This window comes from Marinobacter koreensis, from assembly GCF_023156285.1.
Classification (GTDB): Bacteria; Pseudomonadota; Gammaproteobacteria; order Pseudomonadales; family Oleiphilaceae; genus Marinobacter; species Marinobacter koreensis.
In genome coordinates, this window is the sequence record NZ_JAKZAJ010000006.1 from 94,042 (window position 1) to 118,569 (window position 24,528).

At 57.8% G+C, this 24,528-nt stretch carries 21 protein-coding genes; 9 read left to right on the forward strand and 12 right to left on the reverse strand.

From position 1 onward, the window contains the following. Window positions 1–14: 14 nt before the first annotated feature. The gene (dapD, locus tag MLD04_RS15935; RefSeq protein ID WP_248160433.1) at window positions 15–1,043 is read left to right on the forward strand and encodes a 2,3,4,5-tetrahydropyridine-2,6-dicarboxylate N-succinyltransferase; all 1,029 of its coding nucleotides are present in this window, start codon (window positions 15–17) and stop codon (window positions 1,041–1,043) included. Further along, complete coding sequence (gene dapE, locus MLD04_RS15940) at window positions 1,030–2,166, forward strand: succinyl-diaminopimelate desuccinylase (RefSeq protein ID WP_248160434.1); 1,137 nt, start codon at window positions 1,030–1,032, stop codon at window positions 2,164–2,166. Before dapD ends, dapE begins: the two co-directional genes overlap by 14 nt. 27 nt (window positions 2,167–2,193) lie before the next feature. Here the strand turns inward: dapE and MLD04_RS15945 are convergent, their stop codons facing one another. Continuing rightward, window positions 2,194–2,412: a SlyX family protein gene (locus tag MLD04_RS15945; RefSeq protein ID WP_248160435.1), complete on the reverse strand. Its 219-nt coding sequence runs from the start codon at window positions 2,410–2,412 to the stop codon at window positions 2,194–2,196. A gap of 159 nt (window positions 2,413–2,571) precedes the next feature. Here MLD04_RS15945 and MLD04_RS17680 point away from each other — a divergent pair, with 159 nt between their 5' ends. Beyond that, entirely contained in the window at window positions 2,572–3,126 is a 555-nt protein-coding gene (locus MLD04_RS17680; protein ID WP_282451975.1) for a cold-shock protein, read from the forward strand. 49 nt (window positions 3,127–3,175) lie between these two features. Here MLD04_RS17680 and MLD04_RS15955 read toward each other — a convergent pair whose 3' ends face one another. The 3 genes from MLD04_RS15955 to MLD04_RS15965 all read right to left on the reverse strand — a co-directional run bounded on the left by MLD04_RS15955 (window position 3,176) and on the right by MLD04_RS15965 (window position 5,434). Further along, on the reverse strand, window positions 3,176–3,550 hold the full coding sequence (locus MLD04_RS15955) for a hypothetical protein (protein ID WP_248160436.1): 375 nt from the start codon (window positions 3,548–3,550) through the stop codon (window positions 3,176–3,178). After that, a complete protein-coding gene (locus MLD04_RS15960) occupies window positions 3,522–4,931 on the reverse strand; it encodes a hypothetical protein (protein WP_248160437.1) in 1,410 nt (469 codons plus the stop codon). The genes MLD04_RS15955 and MLD04_RS15960 overlap by 29 nt, the downstream gene beginning before the upstream one ends. Window positions 4,932–4,993: 62 nt before the next feature. Then, a complete protein-coding gene (locus MLD04_RS15965) occupies window positions 4,994–5,434 on the reverse strand; it encodes a VOC family protein (protein WP_248160438.1) in 441 nt (146 codons plus the stop codon). A 79-nt stretch (window positions 5,435–5,513) separates the two neighbouring features. Between MLD04_RS15965 and MLD04_RS15970 the strand changes: the two genes are divergently transcribed. Beyond that, a complete protein-coding gene (locus MLD04_RS15970; protein ID WP_248160439.1) occupies window positions 5,514–6,425 on the forward strand; it encodes a DUF1853 family protein in 912 nt (303 codons plus the stop codon). A gap of 93 nt (window positions 6,426–6,518) precedes the next feature. After that, complete coding sequence (locus MLD04_RS15975; RefSeq protein WP_248160440.1) at window positions 6,519–7,544, forward strand: NADP-dependent oxidoreductase; 1,026 nt, start codon at window positions 6,519–6,521, stop codon at window positions 7,542–7,544. 122 nt (window positions 7,545–7,666) lie between these two features. Here MLD04_RS15975 and MLD04_RS15980 read toward each other — a convergent pair whose 3' ends face one another. The 4 genes from MLD04_RS15980 to MLD04_RS15995 are packed head-to-tail and all read right to left on the reverse strand — an operon-like array spanning window position 7,667 to window position 12,413. After that, window positions 7,667–9,403, reverse strand: a complete 1,737-nt coding sequence (locus MLD04_RS15980) for a sugar phosphorylase (protein WP_248160441.1) — start codon at window positions 9,401–9,403, stop codon at window positions 7,667–7,669. Continuing rightward, window positions 9,400–10,623 carry a glycosyltransferase family protein gene (locus MLD04_RS15985; RefSeq protein ID WP_248160442.1) on the reverse strand — a complete coding sequence of 408 codons (1,224 nt, stop codon included), beginning with the start codon at window positions 10,621–10,623 and terminating at the stop codon, window positions 9,400–9,402. The genes MLD04_RS15980 and MLD04_RS15985 overlap by 4 nt, the downstream gene beginning before the upstream one ends. A gap of 14 nt (window positions 10,624–10,637) precedes the next feature. Next, complete coding sequence (locus MLD04_RS15990) at window positions 10,638–11,441, reverse strand: HAD-IIB family hydrolase (RefSeq protein WP_248160443.1); 804 nt, start codon at window positions 11,439–11,441, stop codon at window positions 10,638–10,640. A 21-nt stretch (window positions 11,442–11,462) separates the two neighbouring features. Beyond that, window positions 11,463–12,413 (reverse strand): hypothetical protein, encoded by a 951-nt coding sequence (locus MLD04_RS15995; RefSeq protein ID WP_248160444.1) that lies wholly within the window; start codon window positions 12,411–12,413, stop codon window positions 11,463–11,465. A gap of 69 nt (window positions 12,414–12,482) precedes the next feature. On the opposite strand from MLD04_RS15995, the gene MLD04_RS16000 reads away from it, so the two are divergent. Further along, window positions 12,483–13,937: a protein adenylyltransferase SelO gene (locus tag MLD04_RS16000; protein WP_248160445.1), complete on the forward strand. Its 1,455-nt coding sequence runs from the start codon at window positions 12,483–12,485 to the stop codon at window positions 13,935–13,937. Window positions 13,938–14,005: 68 nt separating this feature from the next. On the opposite strand, the gene MLD04_RS16005 is transcribed toward MLD04_RS16000, so the two are convergent. After that, entirely contained in the window at window positions 14,006–15,520 is a 1,515-nt protein-coding gene (locus tag MLD04_RS16005; RefSeq protein WP_248160446.1) for a fumarate hydratase, read from the reverse strand. Between the two features lie 299 nt (window positions 15,521–15,819). Here MLD04_RS16005 and MLD04_RS16010 point away from each other — a divergent pair, with 299 nt between their 5' ends. Then, the gene (locus MLD04_RS16010; RefSeq protein ID WP_248160447.1) at window positions 15,820–19,218 is read left to right on the forward strand and encodes a hypothetical protein; all 3,399 of its coding nucleotides are present in this window, start codon (window positions 15,820–15,822) and stop codon (window positions 19,216–19,218) included. Between the two features lie 50 nt (window positions 19,219–19,268). On the opposite strand, the gene MLD04_RS16015 is transcribed toward MLD04_RS16010, so the two are convergent. Next, window positions 19,269–20,339 carry a CaiB/BaiF CoA transferase family protein gene (locus MLD04_RS16015; RefSeq protein WP_248160448.1) on the reverse strand — a complete coding sequence of 357 codons (1,071 nt, stop codon included), beginning with the start codon at window positions 20,337–20,339 and terminating at the stop codon, window positions 19,269–19,271. Between the two features lie 177 nt (window positions 20,340–20,516). Between MLD04_RS16015 and MLD04_RS16020 the strand changes: the two genes are divergently transcribed. Further along, window positions 20,517–21,536 (forward strand): AraC family transcriptional regulator, encoded by a 1,020-nt coding sequence (locus tag MLD04_RS16020; RefSeq protein WP_248160449.1) that lies wholly within the window; start codon window positions 20,517–20,519, stop codon window positions 21,534–21,536. A gap of 7 nt (window positions 21,537–21,543) precedes the next feature. On the opposite strand, the gene MLD04_RS16025 is transcribed toward MLD04_RS16020, so the two are convergent. Next, on the reverse strand, window positions 21,544–22,404 hold the full coding sequence (locus tag MLD04_RS16025; protein ID WP_248160450.1) for a tetratricopeptide repeat protein: 861 nt from the start codon (window positions 22,402–22,404) through the stop codon (window positions 21,544–21,546). A gap of 5 nt (window positions 22,405–22,409) precedes the next feature. Further along, entirely contained in the window at window positions 22,410–23,843 is a 1,434-nt protein-coding gene (locus MLD04_RS16030; protein WP_248160451.1) for a DNA recombination protein RmuC, read from the reverse strand. Window positions 23,844–24,110: 267 nt separating this feature from the next. Between MLD04_RS16030 and MLD04_RS16035 the strand changes: the two genes are divergently transcribed. Next, window positions 24,111–24,503, forward strand: coding sequence for a hypothetical protein (locus MLD04_RS16035; RefSeq protein WP_248160452.1), 393 nt, complete (start codon window positions 24,111–24,113; stop codon window positions 24,501–24,503). Window positions 24,504–24,528: the final 25 nt, after the last annotated feature.

Here is a 24,528-nt window from a genome sequence, read left to right on the forward strand (position 1 = left end):
GGAGCAACCACCAGATGAGTTTTGCATTCGGCATCGGCGTCGGGACCCAGAACAACCAGGGCGAGTGGCTGGAAGTGTTCTACCAACAGCCGATCATGACACCCGACAAGACCCTGATTGATGTGGTTGAAAGTGCCCTTGATTACCAGGGCGGCAACCAAGCCATTGCCGCCAGCCCGGAACAGCTGCACCAGTTCGCCAATGCGCTGCGCCAGGTCGGCCAGACCGACCAGGCAATCCTCGCCGAGAAGGCAGCCGAGAGCACTCGCCCCGTGGTTGTCACAGTGCTGGCCACCGACGATACCGCCTCCAGCACCCCGGAGGTCTACCTGAAGCTGCACCTTATCTCCCACCGGATGGCCAGGCCCCATGGCGTCAAGCTCGACGGCATTTTTGGCCTGTTGCCCAACCTCGCGTGGACCAACGAAGGTGCCATCGATCTGAACGAACTGCCGGAGCGGCAGTTGAGCGCCCGCATCGCCGGTCGCACGCTGGAAGTGAAATCCGTGGACAAGTTCCCCCAGATGACCGACTACGTTGTACCGAAAGGCGTCCGGATTGCCGACACGGCCCGCGTCCGCCTGGGCGCCTATGTTGGTGAAGGCACAACCGTCATGCATGAGGGCTTCATCAACTTCAACGCCGGCACCGAAGGCACCTCGATGATTGAGGGCCGGATCTCGGCGGGCGTGATGGTAGGTAAGGGTTCCGATCTCGGCGGTGGCTGTTCCACCATGGGCACTCTGTCCGGCGGCGGCAATATCGTGATTGCCGTCGGGGAAAACTGCCTGATCGGCGCCAATGCCGGCATCGGAATTCCCCTTGGCGATCGCTGCAAGGTGGAAGCGGGGCTTTATATTACTGCAGGCACCAAAGTGGCCCTGCTCGACGACAACGGCAAACTGGTTGAAGTCGTCAAAGCCCGGGACCTGGCCAACCAGCCCGACCTGCTGTTCCGTCGTAACAGCCAGACCGGCGCGGTGGAATGCGTGACCCACAAATCTGCCATCGAGCTGAACGAAGAACTGCATGCCAACAACTGATTCCCCGACCCAGAATCTGGCCATTGACCTGATTCGCCGGCGTTCCGTCACGCCCGATGACGCCGGCTGTCAGGAGCTGATGATGTCGCGCCTGGCCCCCCTGGGTTTCCAGGGTGAGAACCTGCGCTTCGGCGATACCGACAACCTCTGGGCCCGCCGGGGCAAAGATGGCCCGGTGCTCGCATTTGCCGGCCACACCGATGTGGTGCCGACGGGACCCGAGAAGAACTGGGCTCACCCGCCCTTCGATCCGGTCATCCGTGACGGCTACCTTTACGGACGCGGCGCCGCTGATATGAAAGGCAGCCTCGCAGCCTTCATCACGGCCTGTGAGCGATTTGTAGCTGCCTATCCGGACCACCGAGGCTCCATTGCCCTGTTGATTACCAGCGATGAAGAAGGCCCGGCACAAGACGGTACGGTACGCGTGGTGGAAACATTGGAAGCGCGGAACGAGAAAATCGACTGGTGTCTTATCGGTGAGCCGTCCAGCACCGACGAGGTCGGTGACGTCATCAAGAACGGGCGCCGGGGGTCACTGCATGGCTACCTGACGGTTCATGGTATCCAGGGGCACGTTGCCTACCCTCACCTGGCAGAGAATCCGGTGCATGCGGTAGCCCCGGCGCTGGATGCCCTGGCCCGCGAATTCTGGGATAACGGCAACGATTTCTTCCCACCAACCACCTTTCAGGTCACACGCATCGAGTCGGGTACCGGCAGCAATGTGATCCCCGGGGAGTGCCTGGTGCATTTCAATTTCCGGTATTGCACGGAAAACACCGCGGAGAGTCTGGAGGAGCGCGTGGTTGCCATCCTGGACCGACACAATCTCCGTTATGACCTGCAATGGCATCTCAGCGGGCGCCCCTTCCTCACCGATAAGGGCGCACTGGTCTCTGCCAGCCAGGCGGCCATCCGCGACATAACGGGCCGGGAAACCGAACTGTCCACCTCGGGCGGGACATCGGATGGCCGCTTCATCGCGCCCACCGGGGCTCAGGTGGTGGAACTCGGACCGATCAACGCCACCATTCACAAGATCGACGAGTGCGTGAAAGCCGAAGACCTGGACATCCTGTCCCGGATCTACGAGCGCATCCTGATCGAACTCCTTGCCTGACAGGCAATACGTAAACGCTGTCTCCGCTCAGTAATGCGGGGGCGGCGTTTCCTCTTCCTCGCTCCGGATATTGGACGGGGACACTTCCTTGAGTTGCTTGTGCAACTGCCTTTTCGCGTCCCACAGCTCTCGAATGTCGAGCTCCTGACGGGCCAGCTGCTCACTCAGGGTATTGATGAGATCGTCCTGGAATGCAATCCGTGTTTCCAGTTCGTCAAGCCTGCTTTGAAGGTCTTTCTGTGTCATGGGTTTGGTCAGTGCTCAGGGTAATCTGGTAATATTCCGCTTTTCTCCGCCGGGCCCCTGGTTTTCGGGGTGCGGCGGTTTTCACCGGCCGGATGACTGATTTTACCCGATATCCGGCTCTTTATCGTTAGCGCTCAAAAAATGGAGAACTATCTTTCAATGCGTAATCCAGCCAAAGCGATCCTTGTTGCCATCCTGGTCGCCATTCCTGCTCCTTTCATTCTCGGTACCCTGCTGGTTGCCCTCACACCGGAGCTGTTCCAGATCCTGTCCAAATCCGAGACCAGCGAACTGGCGACCAACACGCCGTTCGTTCTTGGTAGCGCCCAGGGCATTGCCGCCTATGTGATTGCCGTCGTCATTTTCGGACTTGCCGGTTTCTTTGCGATTGCTCTCGCCGCCAAACAGCAGCCAGCGCAGCGCAGCACAGGCCAGTCACAGTCTTCGCGCAATCAAAGTCGTTACGAGGAAGAGGAAAACGATTACGACGACACCACACCGGAAGGCGACGAAGAAGGCACGGTAAAATGGTTCAACGTGAAAAAGGGCTTCGGCTTCATCGTAAGGGACAGAGGTGATGAAGTGTTTGTTCACTTCCGGGCCATCCGCGGCCGCGGACGCCGCGTTCTCCGCCAGGGCCAACTGGTTCGTTTCAACGTTGTTGAAGCGGAAAAGGGCTTGCAGGCGGACAACGTCTCCATCCTGAGCGACTGAATCAGCCGCTTCGTGAATCATGAAAAAGGCAGCCTCCCGGCTGCCTTTTTCAGTTCCAGACGACCATTTTCTCCCCCCGGTCATCCAGACGCCACCACTTTTCATCCTCAACGGGATCTCCCTCTTTCCAGTCGCCGGGGCTGCAACGGATTTCGGTTTCCATGGCCCGCCAGGCACTGCGGGCACAGTCGAGATCACTGTTCCACGGCAATGAGTCACCCTCAAGCACCAGTGACGTAAACCGTTTACCGAATGCCCCGGGGTATAGCGTGATCCGGAGACGTCCGCCTTCATACTCTGCGAAGCCCTTGGCCACCTTCGCGGTATCCGAGTCGTCAAGATCAAGCTTATCGACGTGTACTTCCAGCCAGGCAGATACCTGGCCGGGCTCCAGATCACGAATGTAGATTTCCAGATCCTGCACTCGCGGATTCTCCCTGCTGCTGTTCACAATGGTGCACATAGTGAACCGGGCCGGGGCGCGCCGCAACCCATCTTTCCAGCTCCTGGCGCAAATCAGCCACGGTCAGAGTACGCAAGGTTCCCTCTCTCTGGCGCTCATGCCACGCTACCTCGGCCGCCGCTTTCTGCAATTCCAGAGCATCCAACGCTTCCTCGATAGGAGCCACCGGCTGATTGCGGGCGATCGCCACCAGGCTCTGGCGTCGGAGCGTATCTGCCTGGGCGGCCAGCACCTTTGCCTCTCCGGGTCCCTGCCGCGCGAACAGGTCGAGCCGTGCTGCGGCACGCTCAACCCACTGAAGCAAACCTCCCGGTGTCGAGACTGTCCGGTTCTGTCTGGAACAGGCGTATCGGATTGCGGCCGGCGTCAGCTCTACCGACCGGCTTTTTTCGATCCGGGATTGATGGCTGGTCAGTATCGCCTGCCGCTGAACCCGACTGCAGGCGGGCAACGTCGCCGATTCAAGGGTTCGCCCCAATTGACGCTCCAGCCGCTCAACTGAATCATCCGGTCCGCCTTCCGGCCCCAGCAGCAACATCGGCCCGGCCCACCGCAGGATCAGTTCACGAGTCGCCGTTTCTCTGGCAACGACCACCTCGAGCAGGTCCGCCGGCGAGGTATTATCCAGTATAAGAACCGGCCAGGCATGGGAATGATCTCCATCGACGCCACTGGGGATCTTCGGCCATTCAACGGCGTGCGTTTCGGATTCCCGCCTCACGTCGAATAACACGTAATCGCGATCCAACATCGGCGTGAGACAGTTCAGCCACGAGGATTTACCAGCTCCCCGCTCCCCTCGCAGCCAGAACAAGGCACCGGCATTGGCCGAGAAGGCAACCGCGATCTCCTCGGCCAGTGCCAACCAGTCGGAATCGGTCACGGTGATGGGCACATGGCCCCGGGTGACCGGCTCCGGAGTCAGACAACCGGAGTCTCCAACCGGCCAGTCCCCGATCGTCTCCAGAACCGCCACATAGGCCTTGCCCTGAAGTCGCTCCGTTCCCCGGACCAACGCTGACAGCAGGTGCGACCATGTCAGCCAGGGGCCGAGGTATATTTCCCGGGCGCAGGCCAGCCAATAAGTCAGTTGCGACGACAGGGCGCCCTCTGCGCCGACCTCGGTGATAATGGGCTGCTCGCACTGAATGGTCCGCACCAGTTCGTCCAGATCCACGCCGCGCCCGACCATGAAACGGGTCAACCCGGGCTCGGTGTCCAGCAGCGCGAGCAGAAAATCCTCAGCGGTGATCACGGTGCCACCGCGGCGTTCCACCTGCTCGCGGGCCTTGACCAACGCGGCTTGTCCTTCCGGTGCCAGGCATCCTTGCCAGTCCTCCATCACACTCTCCTTGTGTTGTCTTCAGATTGCCGCCTGTCCGTTGGCGACGGGTGGTGTATTGTTTACCAGCTGCCGGTGTTCTCCATACTTGCCCAGGGCTCCCGGGCCGGTAGCGCCTCGCCCTTCTGGAGCAGCTCGATGGAGATATTATCCGGGGTACGGACGAACGCCATATAGCCATCCCGAGGCGGGCGATTAATGGTCACGCCGTTCGCCTGGAGCTTTTCACACAGGGCATAGATATCGTCAACCCGATAGGCGAGATGGCCAAAATTCCGCCCTCCCGTATACTCCTCCGGGTCCCAGTTGTAGGTGAGTTCGATCATCGGTGCCCGATCCTCACGGGCGCGCGCCTCATCTTCCGGGGCTGCCAGGAAAACCAGTGTAAAGCGCCCTTTTTCGCTACTTTTCCGACTGATCTCGACCATTCCCAGGAGATCACAGAAAAAATGAAGCGTTTCGTCGAGATTGCTAACACGAATCATCGTATGTAAATACTGCATACTGGCTCCTTGGTGCTGTCAGTCCAGCAAGATTTAATGTTTACCGAATCCTGTGCACAGTTTACGGTATTCTTTCGCTATGAGTGAGAATACGGACACCCGTCTTTTATTGCCATTCCGTCACCCGTCGGTACGACACCTGGCGTGGACATGCACTGCCCCCCAACTGCTGCACTGTAACCAGAGCTTCGAACCAGCGTGCTACCTGCCGACCACCTACCTGCAGACTCTTCTGGAATGGGATCGCGAGCCAGCGCGGATCCCGAAAGCCCTGACGGAAGCACCGCCCCGACGGCTCGGTTTCTATTTCGAACGACTCTACGAAAGCCTGCTTACCGACCTCCTCGGATGGGACGTCCTCCTGAAAAACCAGCAGATACAAACGGGCGGGCGAACCCTGGGCGAGCTGGACTTTGTGGTGTTCAACAGAACCGATGATCGAATCGAACATCACGAAATCGCCATCAAGTTCTACCTGGGCGTACCAGGCGATAATGAACCGGATCGTTGGTATGGCCCCAATGCCAGGGATCGCCTGGACCTGAAAACGGACCGGCTGCTGAACCAGCAGGCCCAGCTCACCCGACGCCCCGAGACACACCACCTGCTGGAACAACGGGGCATCACCGCGCCACTGGTGTCTAGGGTGTTTATGCCCGGGTATCTCTTCTATCCGGACGACGGGACAACCGAAATCTCCGTGCCCCCGACAACGCCCGCGGATCATCTGCACGGTACCTGGCACTACGCCTCGCAGATCCGGCGGGCAGATATCGCCCGTTGCGTGCCGCTCCGTAAGCCCCACTGGATTGGCCCGTGGAGCCAGACTACCGAGCCGGATCCCGCCGACTCGGAAGCGGCCTTGGCTTTGATCCTCCAACGCAATATCCCGCAGCTTTTTGCAGAACTGGAACGGGACAGCGCATCCGGCGTCTGGACCGAACAGCGGCGGTTTTTCCTGGTTCCCAATAGCTGGCCCGCAAACGGCTGAGCTGCAACCAATGCGACGACGTTGACCTCGCGGACGTTCTCCGGCACTCTAATCTGGTTTCGTTATGCAACCTAAAACACAAGGAACCCGATCGTGAGCGAATACAGAAACAGAGCCATCGTGCTGAAGCAGCGCCCGCAGGGTGAAATCCAGGAAGGCGACCTGGCCATGGAAGCCCGTCCTGTGCGCGCCCCGGGGGAAGGCGAAGTCGTCGCCCAGGTGCTCTGGCTGTCGCTGGATCCCTATATGCGGCCTCGCATGAACGATGCCAAAGGCTACATGGACCCCATCGGGATCGACGAAGTGATTGTGGGCGAGAGCGTCGCCCGGGTGGTCGAATCCCGCTCGGACAAACTCAAGGTGGGCGACCTCGTAACCTGCTACTCCGGCTGGCAGGAGTACGTCACCTTTCCGGCTGATGCGCCGATGGTCTACAAGATCCACCAGAAGAACAACGTTCCCCTACAGACCTACCTGGGCGTTGCCGGCATGCCCGGACGCACCGGTTACTGCGGACTGATGTACGTTGGCAAGCCCAAAGCCGGCGACACGGTCGTGGTATCTGCCGCCTCCGGACCGGTCGGCACCGTGGTCGGCCAGACCGCAAAACAGGAGGGATGCCGGGTGGTAGGCGTTGCCGGCGGACCGGAAAAGTGTCGCTTCGTGACGGATGAACTGGGCTTCGACGCCTGCGTCGACTACAAGGCCGGTAACCTTGAGGACGACCTGAAGGCGGCCTGCCCCGACGGCATCGACATCTACTTTGAAAACGTCGGTGGCGCCGTCACCAAAGCCGTCGCACCACTGCTTAATCCGGGCGCCCGTGTTCCCATCTGTGGCTACGTATCCGCCTACAACGCCAAAGACATGAGCGAAGTGGAAACGCCGTTCCAGATTCTCAAGGCGCTGGACCCGGTGCCTGAGCACCGTTTTTTCCTGGTCACCGAATGGCAGGATCGCCACCAGGAGATCACACAGATACTGGCGGACAGGGTAGCCAGTGGCGAGCTGAAATACCGCGAGACCATTGCCGAGGGCCTGGACAGTGCCATTGACGCCTTCAAAGGCATGCTGAAGGGCCGCAATTTCGGCAAGCAGTTGGTTCACATCGCGGACTGAGGCACCTCAGACCGGCACCGCAGGCCTTCTGATCAGGTCATCGATCAGCCGCAAATAGGCTGACAGGAGCAGGATGCGGGGCTTGTCGGCATTCTCGGGCTTGGACATGGGCGCATTCTGCCCTACTCCCGGTTCGACAGCCAGACGCCCTGGTAGGGTTTGAGGGTCACGCTTCCGGACAGATCCTCAATGACCATCCCGGAGATCAGGTCCACCCACCGATCCGTCCCGATCAGGTTGATGTCGGCCAATGCAATCTCCTGAGTCTCCGGGCTGATGTTGTGGATGCAGAAGATGGACTGGTCCCGACGGGCGCTCTGACGCCAGAAGCCGAACACCTGAAGACCAAGGTGCAGCGTAAACTGGGTGGCGTTGGGATGGAACGCGGGTTGCCTGCGCCGAATGCCGATCAGCCGTTTCAGCTCCCGGAACACCTGTGCGTGATGGTTATCCGGCTGAGCCAGCAGTTCGTCCAGCCGATCGGCCTCGCACTGGGCCCGATTGATTGAACGCAGACGCCCAGTATGCTCCACCCGCTCGTAATCGTTACCGGTGGCCAGCAGACTGTGAATGTAGAAGGCCGGTACCCCTTCCAGCGCCAGCATGATGGTATGGGCACAGACAAACCTCGCCTGCTGCCAGTGGTCCACGCCACCTTCCGCCGTGCCTTTCAGCGCATCGTAAAGCGCAATGTTGATCTCGTAGGGCTGGTCCCGGCCATCGGCGGTGCGGCGATAGGACACCCTCCCCCCGAACGATTCCATCGTATTGATCAGGCGCTGCTTTTCGTCTTCGTCCAGCAGGCCATCCGTGGGACGCATGCCGATGCCGTCGTGGGACGCGATAAAGTTCAGATAGGTGGTGCCCATCTGGGCCGGTGGCATGCTCATCAGCCAGGTCTTCAGGTGTCGGCAGTTCCCCGTGACCAACGTATTGATCAGTAGAGGCGGCAGCGAAAAGTTGTAGATCAGATGGGCTTCGTTGGCGTTTCCGAAATAGGTCAGGTTTTCCCGGTTCGGGACATTGGTCTCGGTAATCACGATGGCCGTTGGCGTGTGGTGCTCGATCAGTAGTCGCAGGATCTTGATCAGTTCGTGGGTCTGCTGCAAATGGATACACGGCGTCCCGATTTCCTTCCACAGGAACGCCACGGCATCCAGCCGGAAGATGGAGATTCCATGCTCCAGGTACTTTCGGATGATGGCGACAAATTCCTCCAGCACGCGGGGATTGGCGAAATTCAGATCCACCTGGTCTTCACTGAACGTGCACCAGACATAGCGCTCCCCATCTTCCGTCTGGACGGCAGTCAGCAGCGGAGAGGTGCGGGGACGGACCACGGCACTCAGATCATCCCGCGGGCTGGCCTCGAAGAAGTAATCCTTGCCCGGATCCAGACGCTTACGGAAGTTCTCGAACCACCGGCTGCGAGCCGACATATGGTTGATCACGAGATCGGCCATCAGTTTGAAGTCGCCCGCGATCCGTTCGATATCCTGCCAACTCCCATGGCTCTCGTTCACCGCCAGGTAGTCCATGACCGAAAAGCCGTCGTCGGAGCTGTAGGGAAAAAACGGCAGGATATGAACACCGGAAATAGCGTCTGATAGCCAGTGTTTCAGGACATCATGCAGGGTGACCAGCGGCTTTTCTCCCGGCCGCTGCAGCGTATCCGCGTAGGTAATCAGCCAGACATCGGCTTCATCCCAGTGATTCTGGTGCGCCGGAACCGGAGCCTGATCACCGGCCAGTCCCATGGCCAGCAGCAAGCGATCCGCCAATACGGTGCAATCCTCCTGCCGATACACCATGCAGAGCATGCTGACGAGTTTGGTCTTCAGCGTCTGGCCCTGGGTCATGCCCGGAACTCCTCGTTGTCCAGTTCCACCGCTTCCAGCAGTTGCTCCTTGATGTCCGGAATGGCACTGGTCACCCGGTTCCAGCTGGGAATGAACGGTGTATCCATCGGGTTTTCCAGAAAATAGGCGCCGGCCCGCATCACGTTCTGGGCAAACAACTCGACCGCTTTCTCCTCCTTGTGGCGATCGAAGGTCAGCCCGTTCATCACGGCATCGTTCTGATAGGTCTCAACGAAGTCCAGCGCGATCCGGAAATAGGTCGCCTTGATGGTGCGGAACTTTTCGCTGGAAAAGATCTCCCCGTTCGTCGCCAGCTTTCGGAACAACGCCTTGGCAATGTCCATGCTCATCTTCGACAAACCCCGGCTGGCATCCTCCGGCGACAGCTCCTGGTGCTTATGGTCGTAGACGTCGGCGATATCCACCTGGCACAACCGGTTGGTCGCATAGTTTCGTTTCATCTCGGACAGCACCCCGATTTCCAGCCCCCAGTCGCTGGGAATACGCAGATCGTTGATGACGTCCGTGCGGAACGAGAACTCCCCGGCCAGGGGATAGCGGTAACTGTCCAGGTAATCCAGGAAATCGCTGGGACCACAAACCTTCTTGAGCGCACGGATCAACGGCGTTACCAGCAGGCGGCTGACCCGTCCATTCATTTTCGAATCCGCGACACGGGCGTAATAACCTTTACAGAACATATAGTTGAAGGCGGGATTGGCAACCGGGTATATGAGACGAGCCACCAGATCCCGGGAATAGGTCAGAATGTCACAATCGTGGAGTGCCACGGATTTACTGACGCCGGAGGCCAGTACATAACCGAAGCAGTACCAGACGTTCCGCCCCTTACCCATTTCGGTTGGCGCCAGGTTCTGCTCCCGGAGCTTCAGATCCAGCGCCCGCAGTCTCGGACCGTCGTTCCAGAGTACCCGCACGTTCTGGGGCAATTCCGAGAAATAGGCCATGGCATGTCGATACTGGTCCTCGTTGGCCCGGTCCAGGCCGATCACGATCTGCTCCAGATAGGGCACTTTCGCCAGCTCGCTGACAATATGCTTCAAAGCCGGTCCCTCCAGCTCCGAATAGAGCGAAGGGAGAACCAGTGACATGGGGCGAGCCTTCCGGAACCCCAGAAGCTCCTGCTCAATGTCCTCCACCGGGCGCCGGACGAGATTGTGAAGGGTGGTGATAATGCCGTTCTGGTAAAAGTCGCCCATGGCGCCTCTCCTTTCTAGTAGCCGTACTCGAACAGGAGGTTGAGCACGCAGTCATTCCAGCCTTCAGGGCCAGTTCTGAGAGAGCGGACGGCATGGCGATCCGATGGCAATTGCACAGAATCACTGTTGAGGCCCCGAATCACGACCGGAATATCTGCGGACTCCAGCAACTGCTGATCGTTGGGGCTGTCACCCAGTGCGATGGCCAGGAGTGACTCACGACCGTACCGCTCCTGATATTTCTCCAGCAAGAAACGGGCCCCATCGGCCTTGTCGAAGACCCCCATGGCGTGCCAGAAGCGACCACCCTGGACCAGCCGGAGGTTGGCGGCCGCCAGGGATGCGCGAAACGCTTCCAGTTCGCCGTCGGATCCCTGCCAGATCAACGGTTCAGTGGCATGGCGCTGAAGTGCTCGGGAAGCGGCTACCACATCCAGGCCGGTCAGTTCAGCAAGCTCCTCGGCTGTCATGTCGTTGAAGCCCCGAAACTGTGCGCCTGCTGCCCGCAAACGGCCAAGCTCAGACAACACCACGTCCCGGGATGCGCCAAAAGTCACCACCTGTTCGCGCACACCCCCGAAATAATGCTCGGGAATCACGACCGCCGCCCCGTTTTCGACGATATAGGGATCACGATTCCCCATCTCATTGCGGATAGCCGCCATCTCGGCGGAGGTCTTGCTGGAACTGAGGACTAGAGGAATACCGGCCATACGCAACCGCTCAAGTGCCGGCTCCGCCGACGCCCAGGAGTAACTGTCATGATCCAGCAGGGTGCCGTCCAGATCTGAGAACAGTATGAGATGGGGTCTGGTCATGATATTCCTTCCTGAACAGGATTAATCGGGTTCGGGAGCGTCCCGAAACTGTGGTGCTCCCAGTGAATGATCCGCACTGACCGGCACCAGCACATCCGCTCGCGCGGGCATCTCACGGAGACAGTGTTCCGTGACTCGCTGGTAATGCATGATGAACCGAATCACCTCGTCATCGGTCATGATGCGCATTGACGGGGCATCGCCTGAGTGCCCGCCTCCTTCTGGTGCACGGCGATGACGTTCCGCAAGCTTGTGTTCCTGAAGGGTGCGCCATTCCCGAACACAATCCATGGATGGCGCCTGGAGCATCACGAGTAGATCCAGCCTGCCGAAGAGCGTACGGTAAGGCCCCTTGAGACAGTCATTGACGTAACCACGCCAGGCGCCATCACGGTCTTCTTCCTCCTCGAGCCGGTTCACCGGCCGAGATAAGGCCTCGGGCTCTTCCGGCAAAGCGCCTACGCACCACCCTTCAAACAGAACGACATCCGCCCTTCCCTTGAACACCGGCCAGTCCGCTTCAGGCATCCTGTCATCACTGGCCTTGTCGAACGCCGGTATCGCGGTGACATCGTCCCGCCCGGCAGTGGTCAGGCGCTCAAGGATCGCCAGACCCAGCTCCACGTCGTGGGTCCCCGGAACACCCCGTGTCTGCAAAAGGGGATGAACCGTCCGGGCAAGTGTCTGGCGCTCTGCTCTGGTAAGGTAGAGGTCATCAAGAGACAGACCGGCACTGGCACACTGGTGTTGACGGTGCAGGATTTCTTTCAGGAACAGGGTCAGGGTCGACTTGCCGGTGCCCTGGGCGCCGTGGATACCGACCACCACCGGACGACCCTGTTTCTGACGCAAGGCAATGATCCGCTCGGCCAGGGGCAGGATGGTCTGCCTGACGGTCTGTTCGTAAGATGATGGGAGACGCTCTTGCTGGATGAGTGTCTCGATGACAGGAGCCATTGAATCGTCGGTCACAGTCAGTTCCCCGAATGAGATGAATGAAAACGCAGCAGAATCCGTACCAATTGGGAGTATACGCATTTCATGAATGACCAGGGTTTCCGGATTGAACACCGTTATCTGGAGCTACCGGACAGCTTCTACACCCGGGTACAGCCCACGCCCCTGAGCAGCGCCAGGCTGGTCACCTTCAACCATGAGCTGGCCAACCAGATGGGATTCCACACGAACGATACGGCGCAATGGGCGGGTGTCGGTGCAGGCAAGGAACTGCTTGAGGGCATGGACCCGGTGGCGATGAAATACACCGGGCATCAATTCGGCGTCTACAATCCAGAACTGGGCGATGGGCGCGGCTTGCTGCTCTGGGAAACCATTGGCCCGGACGGGAAACGCTGGGACTGGCACCTCAAGGGCGCCGGAACCACGCCCTACTCCCGGTTCGGGGATGGTCGGGCGGTTCTTCGCTCCACCATCCGCGAGTACCTGTGCAGCGAAGCCATGTACCACCTGGGCATTCCGACCACCCGGGCCCTGTTCATGGTGAGCGCCCGCGATCCGGTCCGCCGCGAATCCATAGAAACCGCCGCCGCCCTGATGCGGGTGGCCCAGAGCCATATCCGATTCGGTCATTTCGAGTTCGCCGCCCATCACGAAGGGCCGGAAGCGGTCACCACGCTGATCGAGCACGTTATCGCGCTTCACTACCCGCACCTGATCGAACTACCGGACGACGAACGCCGGAGCCGCTGGTTTGAGGAAGTTGTGGAAGCCACCGCCCGGCTGATTGCGGACTGGCAGGCGGTGGGGTTCTGTCACGGGGTCATGAACAGCGACAACATGTCCATCATCGGGGACACCTTCGACTACGGCCCCTATGCGTTCCTGGACGATTTCGATGCCGGTTACATCTGCAACCACACGGATCAGGGAGGCCGTTATGCCTACAACCGGCAACCCCAGGTCGGCTTCACCAACTGCCAGTACCTGGCCAATGCGCTCCTGCCTGTGATGGATGAGGATGCCGTGCGGCGGGGTTTACGTCGCTATGAAACCGCCTACAACGAGCGTTTCCTGCAGAACATGCGGGACAAGCTGGGCATTGCCGAGCCGGATGATTCGGACCTCGGACTGATCATGGATACCTTCAGCATGCTGCACGAGCATCGTGTGGATTACACGCTGTTTTTCCGGGGACTGTCCAATCTCTATAACAGGGGCCATGGCCCCGTGCGAGACCTGTTTGTCGACCGCAGTGTCGCCGACAACTGGCTCGCCCGTTACGAACAACGCCTGCAGCAGGAATCACGGGCCCACGACGAGCGGGAATACGCCATGCGGCGGGTGAACCCCAAGTACATCCTTCGGAACTATCTGGCTCAGCAGGTCATCCAGGAAGCCCAGAATGGAGACTACCAACCTCTGGAGGAACTGCTCTCCGTTCTGAAGCACCCCTTCGACGAGCAACCGAACGCCGAAGCGTTCGCGGCGCCGCCGCCCGACTGGGGCAAACACCTGAACATCAGCTGCTCATCCTGACGGCAATAAAAAAGGGTGAGGCCCGAGAACCTCACCCTTTTTGCTCCCTCAATGCCGAGGGGGACCGATCAGACCGCTTTGGCGGCGATGATCTTGTCGTGCCACTCGGCCGGGCCGGTCTGATGCACGGAGGAACCCCGTGAATCCACCGCAACGGTCACGGGCATGTCTTCCACCTCGAACTCGTAGATGGCTTCCATCCCCAGTTCCGGGAACGCAACCACTTCCGCGTGCTTGATAGCCTTGGATACAAGGTAGGCCGAGCCACCGACGGCCATCAGATACACCGCACCGAATTCCCTGATGGCATCAATGGCCACCTGGCCACGCTCGGCCTTGCCGATCATGCCGGTGAGGCCGGTCTTTTCGAGCATGGTATGGGTGAATTTGTCCATACGGGTTGCGGTCGTCGGGCCAGCCGGACCAACCACTTCTTCCCGAACCGGATCCACCGGACCCACGTAATAAATGAAGCGACCCTTGAGATCGACCGGCAGTTCCTCGCCCTTCTCGATCATGTCCACCATCTTCTTGTGGGCGGCATCGCGGCCGGTCAGCATTTTCCCGGACAACAGAACGGTCTCGCCCGGCTGCCACTCTTTCACGTCTTCCGGAGTGACCGTATCGAGGTTCACCCGGCGAACATTCTCACCCACTTCCCAGGTGATTTCCGGCCAGTCCTCCAGGCTCGGGGGCGTCTGCAGGGAAGGCCCAGAACCATCCAGCGTAAAGTGCGCATGGCGTGTGGCGGCACAGTTCGGAATGATCGCCACCGGCTTGTTGGCGGCGTGAGTCGGGTAATCTTTCACCTTCACATCCAGAACAGTAGTCAGGCCGCCCAGCCCCTGGGCACCAATACCGAGATCGTTCACCTTGTCGAACAGCTCCAGACGCAATTCCTCTGCACGATTCGATGCGCCGCGCTCCTTGAGATCGTGAATATCGATCGGGTCCAGGAGTGCCTCTTTGGCCAGTTCCATGGCCTTCTCGGCAGTACCACCGATACCGATGCCGAGCATCCCCGGCGGGCACCAGCCGGCGCCCATCTGCGGAACCATTTTCAGCACCCAGTCCACCACCGAGTCGGACGGGTTGAGCATGGCAAACTTGGACTTGGCTTCGGAACCACCGCCCTTTGCGGCAACATGCACTTCCACTTTATCGCCCGGAACCATCTTGTAATGGATGATGGCCGGCGTGTTGTCCTTGGTGTTCTGGCGCTTGCCATCCGGATCAGCCAGTACCGACGCCCGAAGCACGTTGTCCGGGTGCGTGTAGGCACGGCGAACGCCTTCGTTGATGACGTCATCCAGCGGCTGGTCGCACTCGAATTTCACATCCATTCCGACGTTGACGAAAACCGTCACAATGCCTGTGTCCTGACAGATCGGACGGTGCCCCTGGGCACACATGCGGGAGTTGATCAGGATCTGCGCCATGGCGTCCTTCGCCGCCTGGGACTCTTCCTTCTGGTAGGCCTCATACACGGCCTGGATAAAGTCCTTCGGGTGGTAGTAGGAAATGAACTGCAGCGCGTCCGCTACGCTTTCAATCAGGTCGTCCTGGCGGATTACGGTGGTCATAGGCGCCTCATCAGCTTGATGTGATTATGAAGTCGTCAAAAAGAGGAGGCGTGAGTTTACCAGAAAATCGCCCTGGCGAGGGATGCTACGTAAGGCTCGACAAAGCGCTGTCGCCCAACTATTTTTCAGAAAGACCAGACTCCGCCCGTGCGAGGAGGTTCTGAAACGCCAGAATCACACTTTTGGCTGATCAACACTTGCCTGACTGTCGCTATAGTCAGAGGTATGAAATTGGCTCCAAGCGCTGATCAAATTTTCAGAAGAACATAACGACACAACAACAGGAAAAGGTTCCACCCATGTTCAAGAAAACTCTAATAAGTCTTGCCGTGGCGTCTTCCCTTGGACTTACAGGCTGCTTAAGCGGCGGAGACACGGGGGCGAATGCTAATCCGGAATACAAGATCAATAACCCCGAGATTGATGGGAAGACCTGGCCGGAATTCAATCCGGCAACGGGTAACCTACCAATTCCAAATGACCTAATTTTCCAGGGTGACGATCTCGACACGATCGGTATTAACGAAGCTGATGGCACCTTCAAAGTTGCTGATACGAAGCCACCGGTAACTTCAGCCTTGAACATGCTCAGTGGAGCATCAACGGTTGCTCCCATTGACATTGCAATGAACGGGATTATTGATGCAGACTCCGTCGACGGACAGCCTTTCATTGTAAATCAAGAAACCGGCAATCTCGTTTTAAACGCAGGGATCCCCATCCCTAATCCCAAACAAAATGTTTTCCTTCTTGAACTAGACTACGCCAGTGGTGATCCCCTCCAAGCACTGTCCCTCGGGGAACCTCCAACAATTCAACTGGCACAACCGTTCGTCGCCCTTAAAGGTGGCGATACCAGCGTACAAACAGTAGACGCAGCGAATACGCTTGCACGTCAGGCCGTCGATCAATACAAGGTTTCTGTTGTCAAGCAATCAACAGACGATGGCATCAAAAGCGTCATTCGAATTAACCTTCTAAAGCCACTTAATCCGAAAAAGCGTTACCTAGTGGTTGTTACAAAAGATGTTACTGCGAACGGAGAAGCGATAACTGCTTCCCCAACGTACGCTAATCTTACCGATGAAAACGCTCCCATAAATTCTGACAACCTCGCTCCAGTGCGTCGCATCATCAACAAACTGTGGGAGCCTGTGGCAGAAGGATACTTTGCGCTACCTAATGCTTCACGCTCCGACAGCTCGCTACCGGCCCTTTCTTCCAAAGACATTGCTTTCAGTGTTTCTTTGACAACATCAGCTGACGAAGAAATTCTGCCTTACATGGCGCAGCCGAGTAAGTGGTTCACTGACCAGCTCCGTTCTGCATATCGTCTCGGAGCAGTGCGGAAAGTGACAGGGGCAGCTAATGTTCTTTCACAAGTGGCCGAGGGTATTTCCCTTGAAGATGCTTTGGCATCTATGCGCAAATCAGATGATGAAGTGGGGCCAAACGATACGAATAAAAATGGCGAGATCGATCCTCTGGATTTCGATTTTAACCGAGACAATAACCTCACATCAGCCGATTTCAACTTGGTTAGTAAAGGTGATACTGCAGACGCACCATTCAATTATTTTGATGTTCAGGCTGCCATCGAAGCAGCAGAGGCTGCCTACCCCGGGACACTAGCAGCAGCTGATCCCACTTTATTTGGATCTGGAGCACCATGCGATGGTGATTTCGAGCCAGGAACAATCACCTGCGGTAATGTACTAGCCAGTCAACTTTCTGCACTTTTACCAAATATCGGGGATAAAGGCTCGTCAGCCCAACTTCAGGCCCTTAATACGGCGCTGCCAGCAGCTCTAGTGACACCTGCATTGTCTTCCGTGCCTGGGTCGGATACCGCGCTCGTGCTACAAGGCAGTATCTCGATCCCCTACTATCTGGGCGTGCCAAGTGGATCAGACGGGAGCACAATCAACTCCAGTACCTGGATCGCCGATCATGCGCTGGCAGAACAGCTGAATAGCGCTTTCGGACCACTGGGGCTTCAATTGGCTCAAGGTGTTAAGTCCCCGAAAACAGGGGACTACGCAAGCAATGCGGTGAATGCTCTTTTCCCATTCCCTCAAAAGACCGGAACTGCGGACCAGAAAATACCATTGCTCGCGATGTTGCCTAAACCTGATGGCGTGGACGGCAGTGGCCTACCAACTTGGGGAGGCAATTCCCAAGTTCCAGTTGTCGTTTTCCAGCACGGCATAACAACTGATCGAAGTGCTGCTCTATCGGTGGGATCAGCGTTGACTTCGGCAGGCTTCGGCGTGGTCGCAGTCGATCTGCCATTACACGGTGTTGATGCGCAGGATCAGTCAGACAAGACTTCTGGCAAAGCAGAAGAACAAAAAGCCCTTGCATCAACGTTACTAACCGGTTTCGACGCGGCTGACACAACCGACGCTTTACCGGATCAGAACACAGCGGCAAATATAGAAGCGCTGATCGCGCAGACTTATGTTGACCAAACCGTAACGCTTGTTCAAACAATCTACGGATGTTCACAGCCTGATGCGTTAAAAATTGCCTCGGGGACAGGTGGCTGCGGTGGAAGTACAGCCAACAAAGCGGCAGCAACTCTTGTTGGCTTCGCTATTGGCGCACAGAATTCTGTGAAAAACTACACCAGCGTCATCCCCGGCATTGCCAGAACCAGCTTTGAGCGCCACTTCAACTTCACGGTGAATGAGAGCGGCAATCCGACACCGATGGATTTCGATGCGGGTGTTGGCTCTTCTGGAAGCCTCTATATCAACCTGTTGAATATCTTTAACACCAGAGACAAAAACCTCGAATCACAAATTGACCTTGTAAATCTAATCGCTTCGGTTGGAAGCATTCAGGTAGATGTTGATGGAAATGGAACCTTGATCAACCCGTTTGATGGCAATCAAATCTACATGGCCGGCCATTCACTGGGAACGGTCGCAGTCTCTGGCGCCGCAGCCGTTGCTAACCAGTCGAGCAATCTGCCTGACGTTGTTGCAACTGCTCTCTATGCGCCCGCGTCTGGCATCACACGCATGCTCGAAAACTCGCCCAGCTTTGCGGGTTCCATCCTGAATGGTCTCAAAGCCAAGGGTATCGAACAGGGCTCTAAAGACTATGAAACATTCATGCGTGTAGTACAAAACTCCATCGATCCGGCAGATCCGATTAACTTGGCCGATGACCTAGCGGATTCGGGTAATGGAAGAGTATTAACTTTCAACGTGGTCGGTACGGAAGATGGAAACGGCAATACTTTGTACAAATCCGATCAGGTCAATGTAATCGAGGCTGAGAACACCCAACTGAATGATGCATTCCCCGATTACCTCGCGGGCGCGCTCCCACTTTCAGAGGAGTTGGGCGCGACAAACGTTGTTTCCTTCAATGGAACCGAGACCATTCTCGCCAGTGATCTTGCATACGGCACTCATAGCATGTTCGTTCTGCCATCACCTAATACAGACATTGCGGACGAGACGGAACGAAATGCGGATCTTCAGCGCCAGAAAGACGCGTTCTCAGAGTCCTTGCTTGAGACCAGCGAGTTCTTCTTGCGCGGTGGGACGCTGTTGAGCGCCATTCCTGCTGATGTTGGTCGCTTGGGATCGCCCAGCACCACCCCGATTCTGGACGACAAAGACATCCCAACAGCGCAAGATGTGATAGATACCGACAATACCGACGAGTTCAAGCAACTGAACTGATAGGCCATTCGGTGTATGCCCCCCCACAGCACGCTGTGGGGGTTTTCATTTCAACGACCTGGCTCTATAAACCGAATCGGACACCCCAACTGCCGCTGCATCTCCCCATCCCCCCGATCCACCTCAATCACCATTCCCCTCGCCTTCAACTGCGGATGCTCCGCGGCTTCGGAAATGGTCAATACCGGCTCAACACAGGCATCCTGCTCGGCGAAGACCGACTGCCATTCCGCCAGATCCTTCTCCCGTATCTTCCCGGCAATCGCCTCTTTCAAGGCCTTTTGATCCGCAGGCTTCTGGCTAAGCGTCAGACCTTTCATTTCCGACAGCCCCAGCGTGTCACAGAGCCGGGCTGAGAACTGTGGCTCCAGACTGCCTACGGACAACCAGCGGTCGTCCCGGGTCTGGTAGTAATCGTAGAAAGATCCGCCGTTAAGCAGGCCCGTCTCCGGCTTCTGCTCGACACCGCCAGCCAGGGATGCAGCTCCGGACATGGCGTTCAGGGCAAAGGCGGCATCGGTCATACTGATGTCCACGAACTGCCCTTCGCCAGTCTGCTGACGCTGGATAACAGCGGCGAGGATGCCCATGACCGCATGATGGGAGCCGCCCGCCACGTCGGCAATCTGGATGCCCATCGGGGGCGGGCCGCTGTCCGCGCGACCACAATGGCTGGAGACGCCCGCGATCGACAGGTAATTGATATCGTGTCCGGCACGGTCCCGGTAGGGTCCGGTCTGGCCGTAACCGGTAATCGAGCAGTAGATCAGAGCCGGGTTAATCGCCTTGAGGGTTTCGTAACCGATGCCCAACCGATCCATAACCCCTGGCCGGAACTGCTCGACAACTACATCGTAGTCCTTAACCAGCTCTTTGATACGATCTGCTGCGCCGTCTTCCTTGAGGTTGAGGCTGAGCGTTTCCTTGCCCCGGGTGAGGTAGGAAAACGCGGTACTGAATTTGCCGTCGAACGGTGGCATGACCTTGGTGAGATCAACACGATCCGGCGCCTCGATGCGCAACACCTCGGCCCCCATATCCGCCAGTAACATGGTCGCATAGGGGCCAGGTAACAGGGTGCTGAAATCCAGGATTTTCAGTGAGCTCAGGGGGCCTGACATCGATTTCTCCTCTCGTCGGTTGGGCCAGTTCATCATGCTACCGGTTTTGCCGGACAGGCCAACTGCCGGTTCCTTCATTCCTGTTGGCCAAATCTGCCAGCTTATCGCCCCGGCCGCAGTTGCATTGTTTGCCCGGGCTCTTATGATGGGTTTCGTTTTCATGAAATGGCGAGCACGATGTCCAACCTGACGGTCTCAAGACATTTTGTACAGGCGGCTTTGGTCGGGGCCCAAGCCCAGGGCCTGGATACCCGCGCTATGTTGAGGGATGCCGGAATTTCCCCGGATCTGCTTCGTATTGAAATGGCCCGGGTCAGTAGCGATCAGTTCAGCCGGCTGATGCAGATTCTCTGGAACCGGACCGGGGACGAATTCATGGGCATGGGTCCCCGGAAGGCGAGAACGGGCACCTTCGCGACCATGTGTGCCCTGGTGATTGACTGCCCGACACTGGAAGCGGTCTATCGCCGCGCATACCAGTTCTCACGCCTGTTCGACCCCATGGTTGCCATGGAGCTGGAAGTCGGGGAAGAAACCGCCCGACTGGTAACGCGAATTGAAGGCGACATTCTGGACCCGTCCTACTTCCTCCGGGAAAGCATCCTCGTGATCTGGCATCGTCTCGGAAGCTGGCTTATCGGGCAGCCGGTTGAACTGGACAGCGCCGAATTCGATTACCCCAGGCCCGACCACGGCGATGAATATCGGCACATCTTCCACTGCCCCCTGCGTTTCGAAGCCCCGGAAACGGCCCTGACCTTCGACAAGCGATTTCTGTCGGCACCGGTCATCCGGGACAAGCCCGAAATGCACCAGTTCCTGAAAACTTCCCCGGCCGACCTTTTGTCCCGGCCGGATGAAAGCAACACCTGGACTGGCCGGATTCGTGCATTGATCGGACGGGATTTTTCCAGGCCACTACCGGATTTCGAGTCCATCGCAGCAGAATTGCACACCAGCCCTCAAACGCTGCGCCGGCGCCTGAAGCAGGAGAACACGTCGTTTCAGGAAATCAAGGATCTGTTGAGGCGGGACATGGCCATCTACTACCTGAGCCGTCAGGAATGGGCCATCAACGACATCGCGGCGAAGGTGGGCTTTACCGAGCCCTCCACCTTTCACCGCGCGTTCAAAAAATGGACCGGTGTGACCCCTGGAGCCTATCGGGAAGGCGAACGAAGCAGCCCGGACCGTTAGAGACAGGTCAGGACTTCTTGGGTGCCTGTAACAATTTAACCAGCTGCCCCAGGGTGTGGGCGATTTCACCGGTGCGCTCGCGATCAAAGGCCAGCTGCATCAAGCGCGAGCCGTCCCGGGGATCGTAAACCCAGCAGGTGGAGACCGCCGCTTCACAGCCCCACTGAATCATCGGGTTCACGCCATAGACTTTCAGGCTCTGGGTCGTCCGGACCAGACGATCGTCGTCATTTCGACGAATTTCCTGAAACGTGAGGACACTGTCGGAAGCAGTCACCCGGTAAGCAATATCCGCAGGTTTATCGGGACGCACAACGCCCTTATCGGACCGCCAGCCGGCCAGATCGAGAAGACCATTCAGGTGAATCAGCAAAGCCTCCCGATCACTCTTTGCGAGATAAAGCTTGCGCAGGGCTTCGATGCTCTGATGCCCGGCCGGCTCAATCACCGCAATCTTCTCTGGCTGCTGGCTTCCAGCGGCCTGGACCGAATCCGCCTTTTGTTTCCGGGCCCGCTCCACATCGGTAATCAGCTCCAGGGCCCTCTGGTAATGATCCCCTTTGGCGCCCGCCTTGGTCACATAGGCTTCCAACGCCGCCTGAGCCTCATTGAGGTGACCGGATTTGAGCATGACCTGGCCCCGGAAAAAGTTATAGTCAGCGGGCTTTTCGATTTCCATCTGCTGAAGACGATTAAGGTATTCTCCGGCCTGCTCCCACTCGCCAGCGTCGACCGCTTCCTGAGTGGCCAGCATCAGCCGGCGCATTTCATGTTCCGGGGGCAGCGCCTGCGCCTGACCTGCCACGAGCAGGGCCACCAGAGCCGTCGATCTGATCAGGCCCCGCATTTTCGCCGATTTTACTGCCATACCTGTTACTCCTGCTGGTTATCCGCGTCGACGGCCGTTTCCGGCTCCGCTTCGTCTGCGTCCACTTCTGCCTGGTCAAGAACCCCCCGTGGAAGCTCTTTTTTTACACGAACGCCGAGTTCCACAAACCGGTTCGCCTGGGAGACCAGATTACCTCTTCCCCGTGTCAGGGTGTTCATCGCGGCATCGTAGGACCCCTGCGCCGTGTGCAGCTGACTGCCAAGACGCTCCATGGTCTCCACAAATACCCGTAACTTGTCGTAAACGGCGCTGGCACGATCCGCGATCATGCGGGCGTTCTGGCTTTGACGCTCGTAACGCCAGATGTTTTCGATCGTGCGAAGCGTTGCCAGAAGCGTGGTCGGTGTCACCACAATAATCTTTCGGTCGAAGGCTTCTGCGAAAAGGTTCTCGTCCTGTTGAAATGCCGCCACAAAGGCGGGCTCGATGGGCATGAACAAGAGCACCAGATCCGGTGAATGCAGCGTCTCCAACTGACTGTAGTCTTTGTCGCTCAGTGCCCGGATATGAGATCGCACGGCCTCCACATGCCGTTTCAGTGCTGCCTCGCGAGCCTCCTCGTCTTCACTGCTCACCCACTCCTGATAGGCTGACAGAGACACCTTCGAATCTACCACCAGGTTGCGACTGTCCGGCAAATGCACCACCACGTCCGGTCGAAAGAGCTGGTGATCGCCATCCCGGTAGCTGCCCTGGGTCTCATACTCTACTCCTTTTCGCAGCCCGGACTTTTCCAGCACGCGCTCGAGGATAAGCTCACCCCAGTTACCCTGAATCTTTTTGTCGCCTTTCAGAGCACGGGTCAGACTGGACGCCTCTTCGGTAATCTGGCGGTTCAGCTCCTGCAGTGATTTGATTTCACTGCGTAATGCCTGCCGATCCCGGGTCTCCGTGGTATAGACATCCTCCACACGCTTGCGAAAATCCTGAAGTTGGTCCCGGAAGGGATTCAAAAGGGTGTCCAGATTCGACCGCGTCTGCTGGACGAACCGCTCCTGCTTCTGCTCGAAGATCCGATTGGCAAGATTCTCGAATTCCTGCTTGAGGGCATCCCGGTTGCTTTCAAGCAGTGCCTGTTTCTCGGCGGCACTACGACGTTCGTTCTCCAGCATGACCTGTTGTTCCCGAATGGTCACCTGAACGTTATGTAACTCACCGGACAACCTTTCCGCACGCTCCTGGAGCTCGTCCCGGTCCTCCTCCAGCCGCCTAATCCATTGAGTTTTTCCGTTCAACTCGGATTCTGCAGCCACCAGTCGAGCTTCAGCGGCATGAGCCACCGACTGCCATTGACCTGCTTTGCGCACGAGGAAGCCGCAAACCACTACCAGAACGCCCGCGAGCATTACCAGAAGCATTGTCAGGCCGGAGGACAGCTCCGGATGAGACACGATCCATTGAGTCAGGTTTTCGGGCACTTCTGATGGCTCCTTCGGGAAATAGGCAACAAAATCGCTGAATTCAATACAGTTTAACGTACGCGACCAGAGTTGTGCTCGAGTATCGTCAGGCCACACGAACACTGCGAGGATCACCGCAAGAATTGTAAAAATATCGTGCAATGTGAATCCGGGTCTGGACGCACCCCGTAATATCCACTAAAAGGGAAAGTATATGCTTCCGGAACAATGGGCCTTCAGTGGCCATCCGGTGCAGAGTGACTGTTGAACCATGGACTGAAGCACATGTTGAAAACGCTGTGGCGAAAACTGGGGGCTGAACTCTGGCAGCCGAGCCGCTCGAGCGACTCCGCTTCGGTCGACGACGCCTATGGTTATACGGACAAATCCTTTCCGGATGGTTTCCGGATTCTGCCCCATATCACCCACACCGGTGAATTCCATCTGGAGCGCCTGACCCGGCTGCTTCAACAACGCTATGGTAAACAGATTGAGAAACCGGATTCCATCCAGGAGGGCGACGACGCCATCCGGGACATGATCAGCTTCGCCGTCCGCATCCAGGATCAGGACGTACAGAGGGAATTGCTGCTGTTCTACCTGAACTGTTCACCGGTAATCCAGGAATACCTGCGCCATGAGACGGATCTTGGCGAAGGCCCCCTGCTCAATAAGTGACGCCCTTCTCCGGTTAACCAACTGT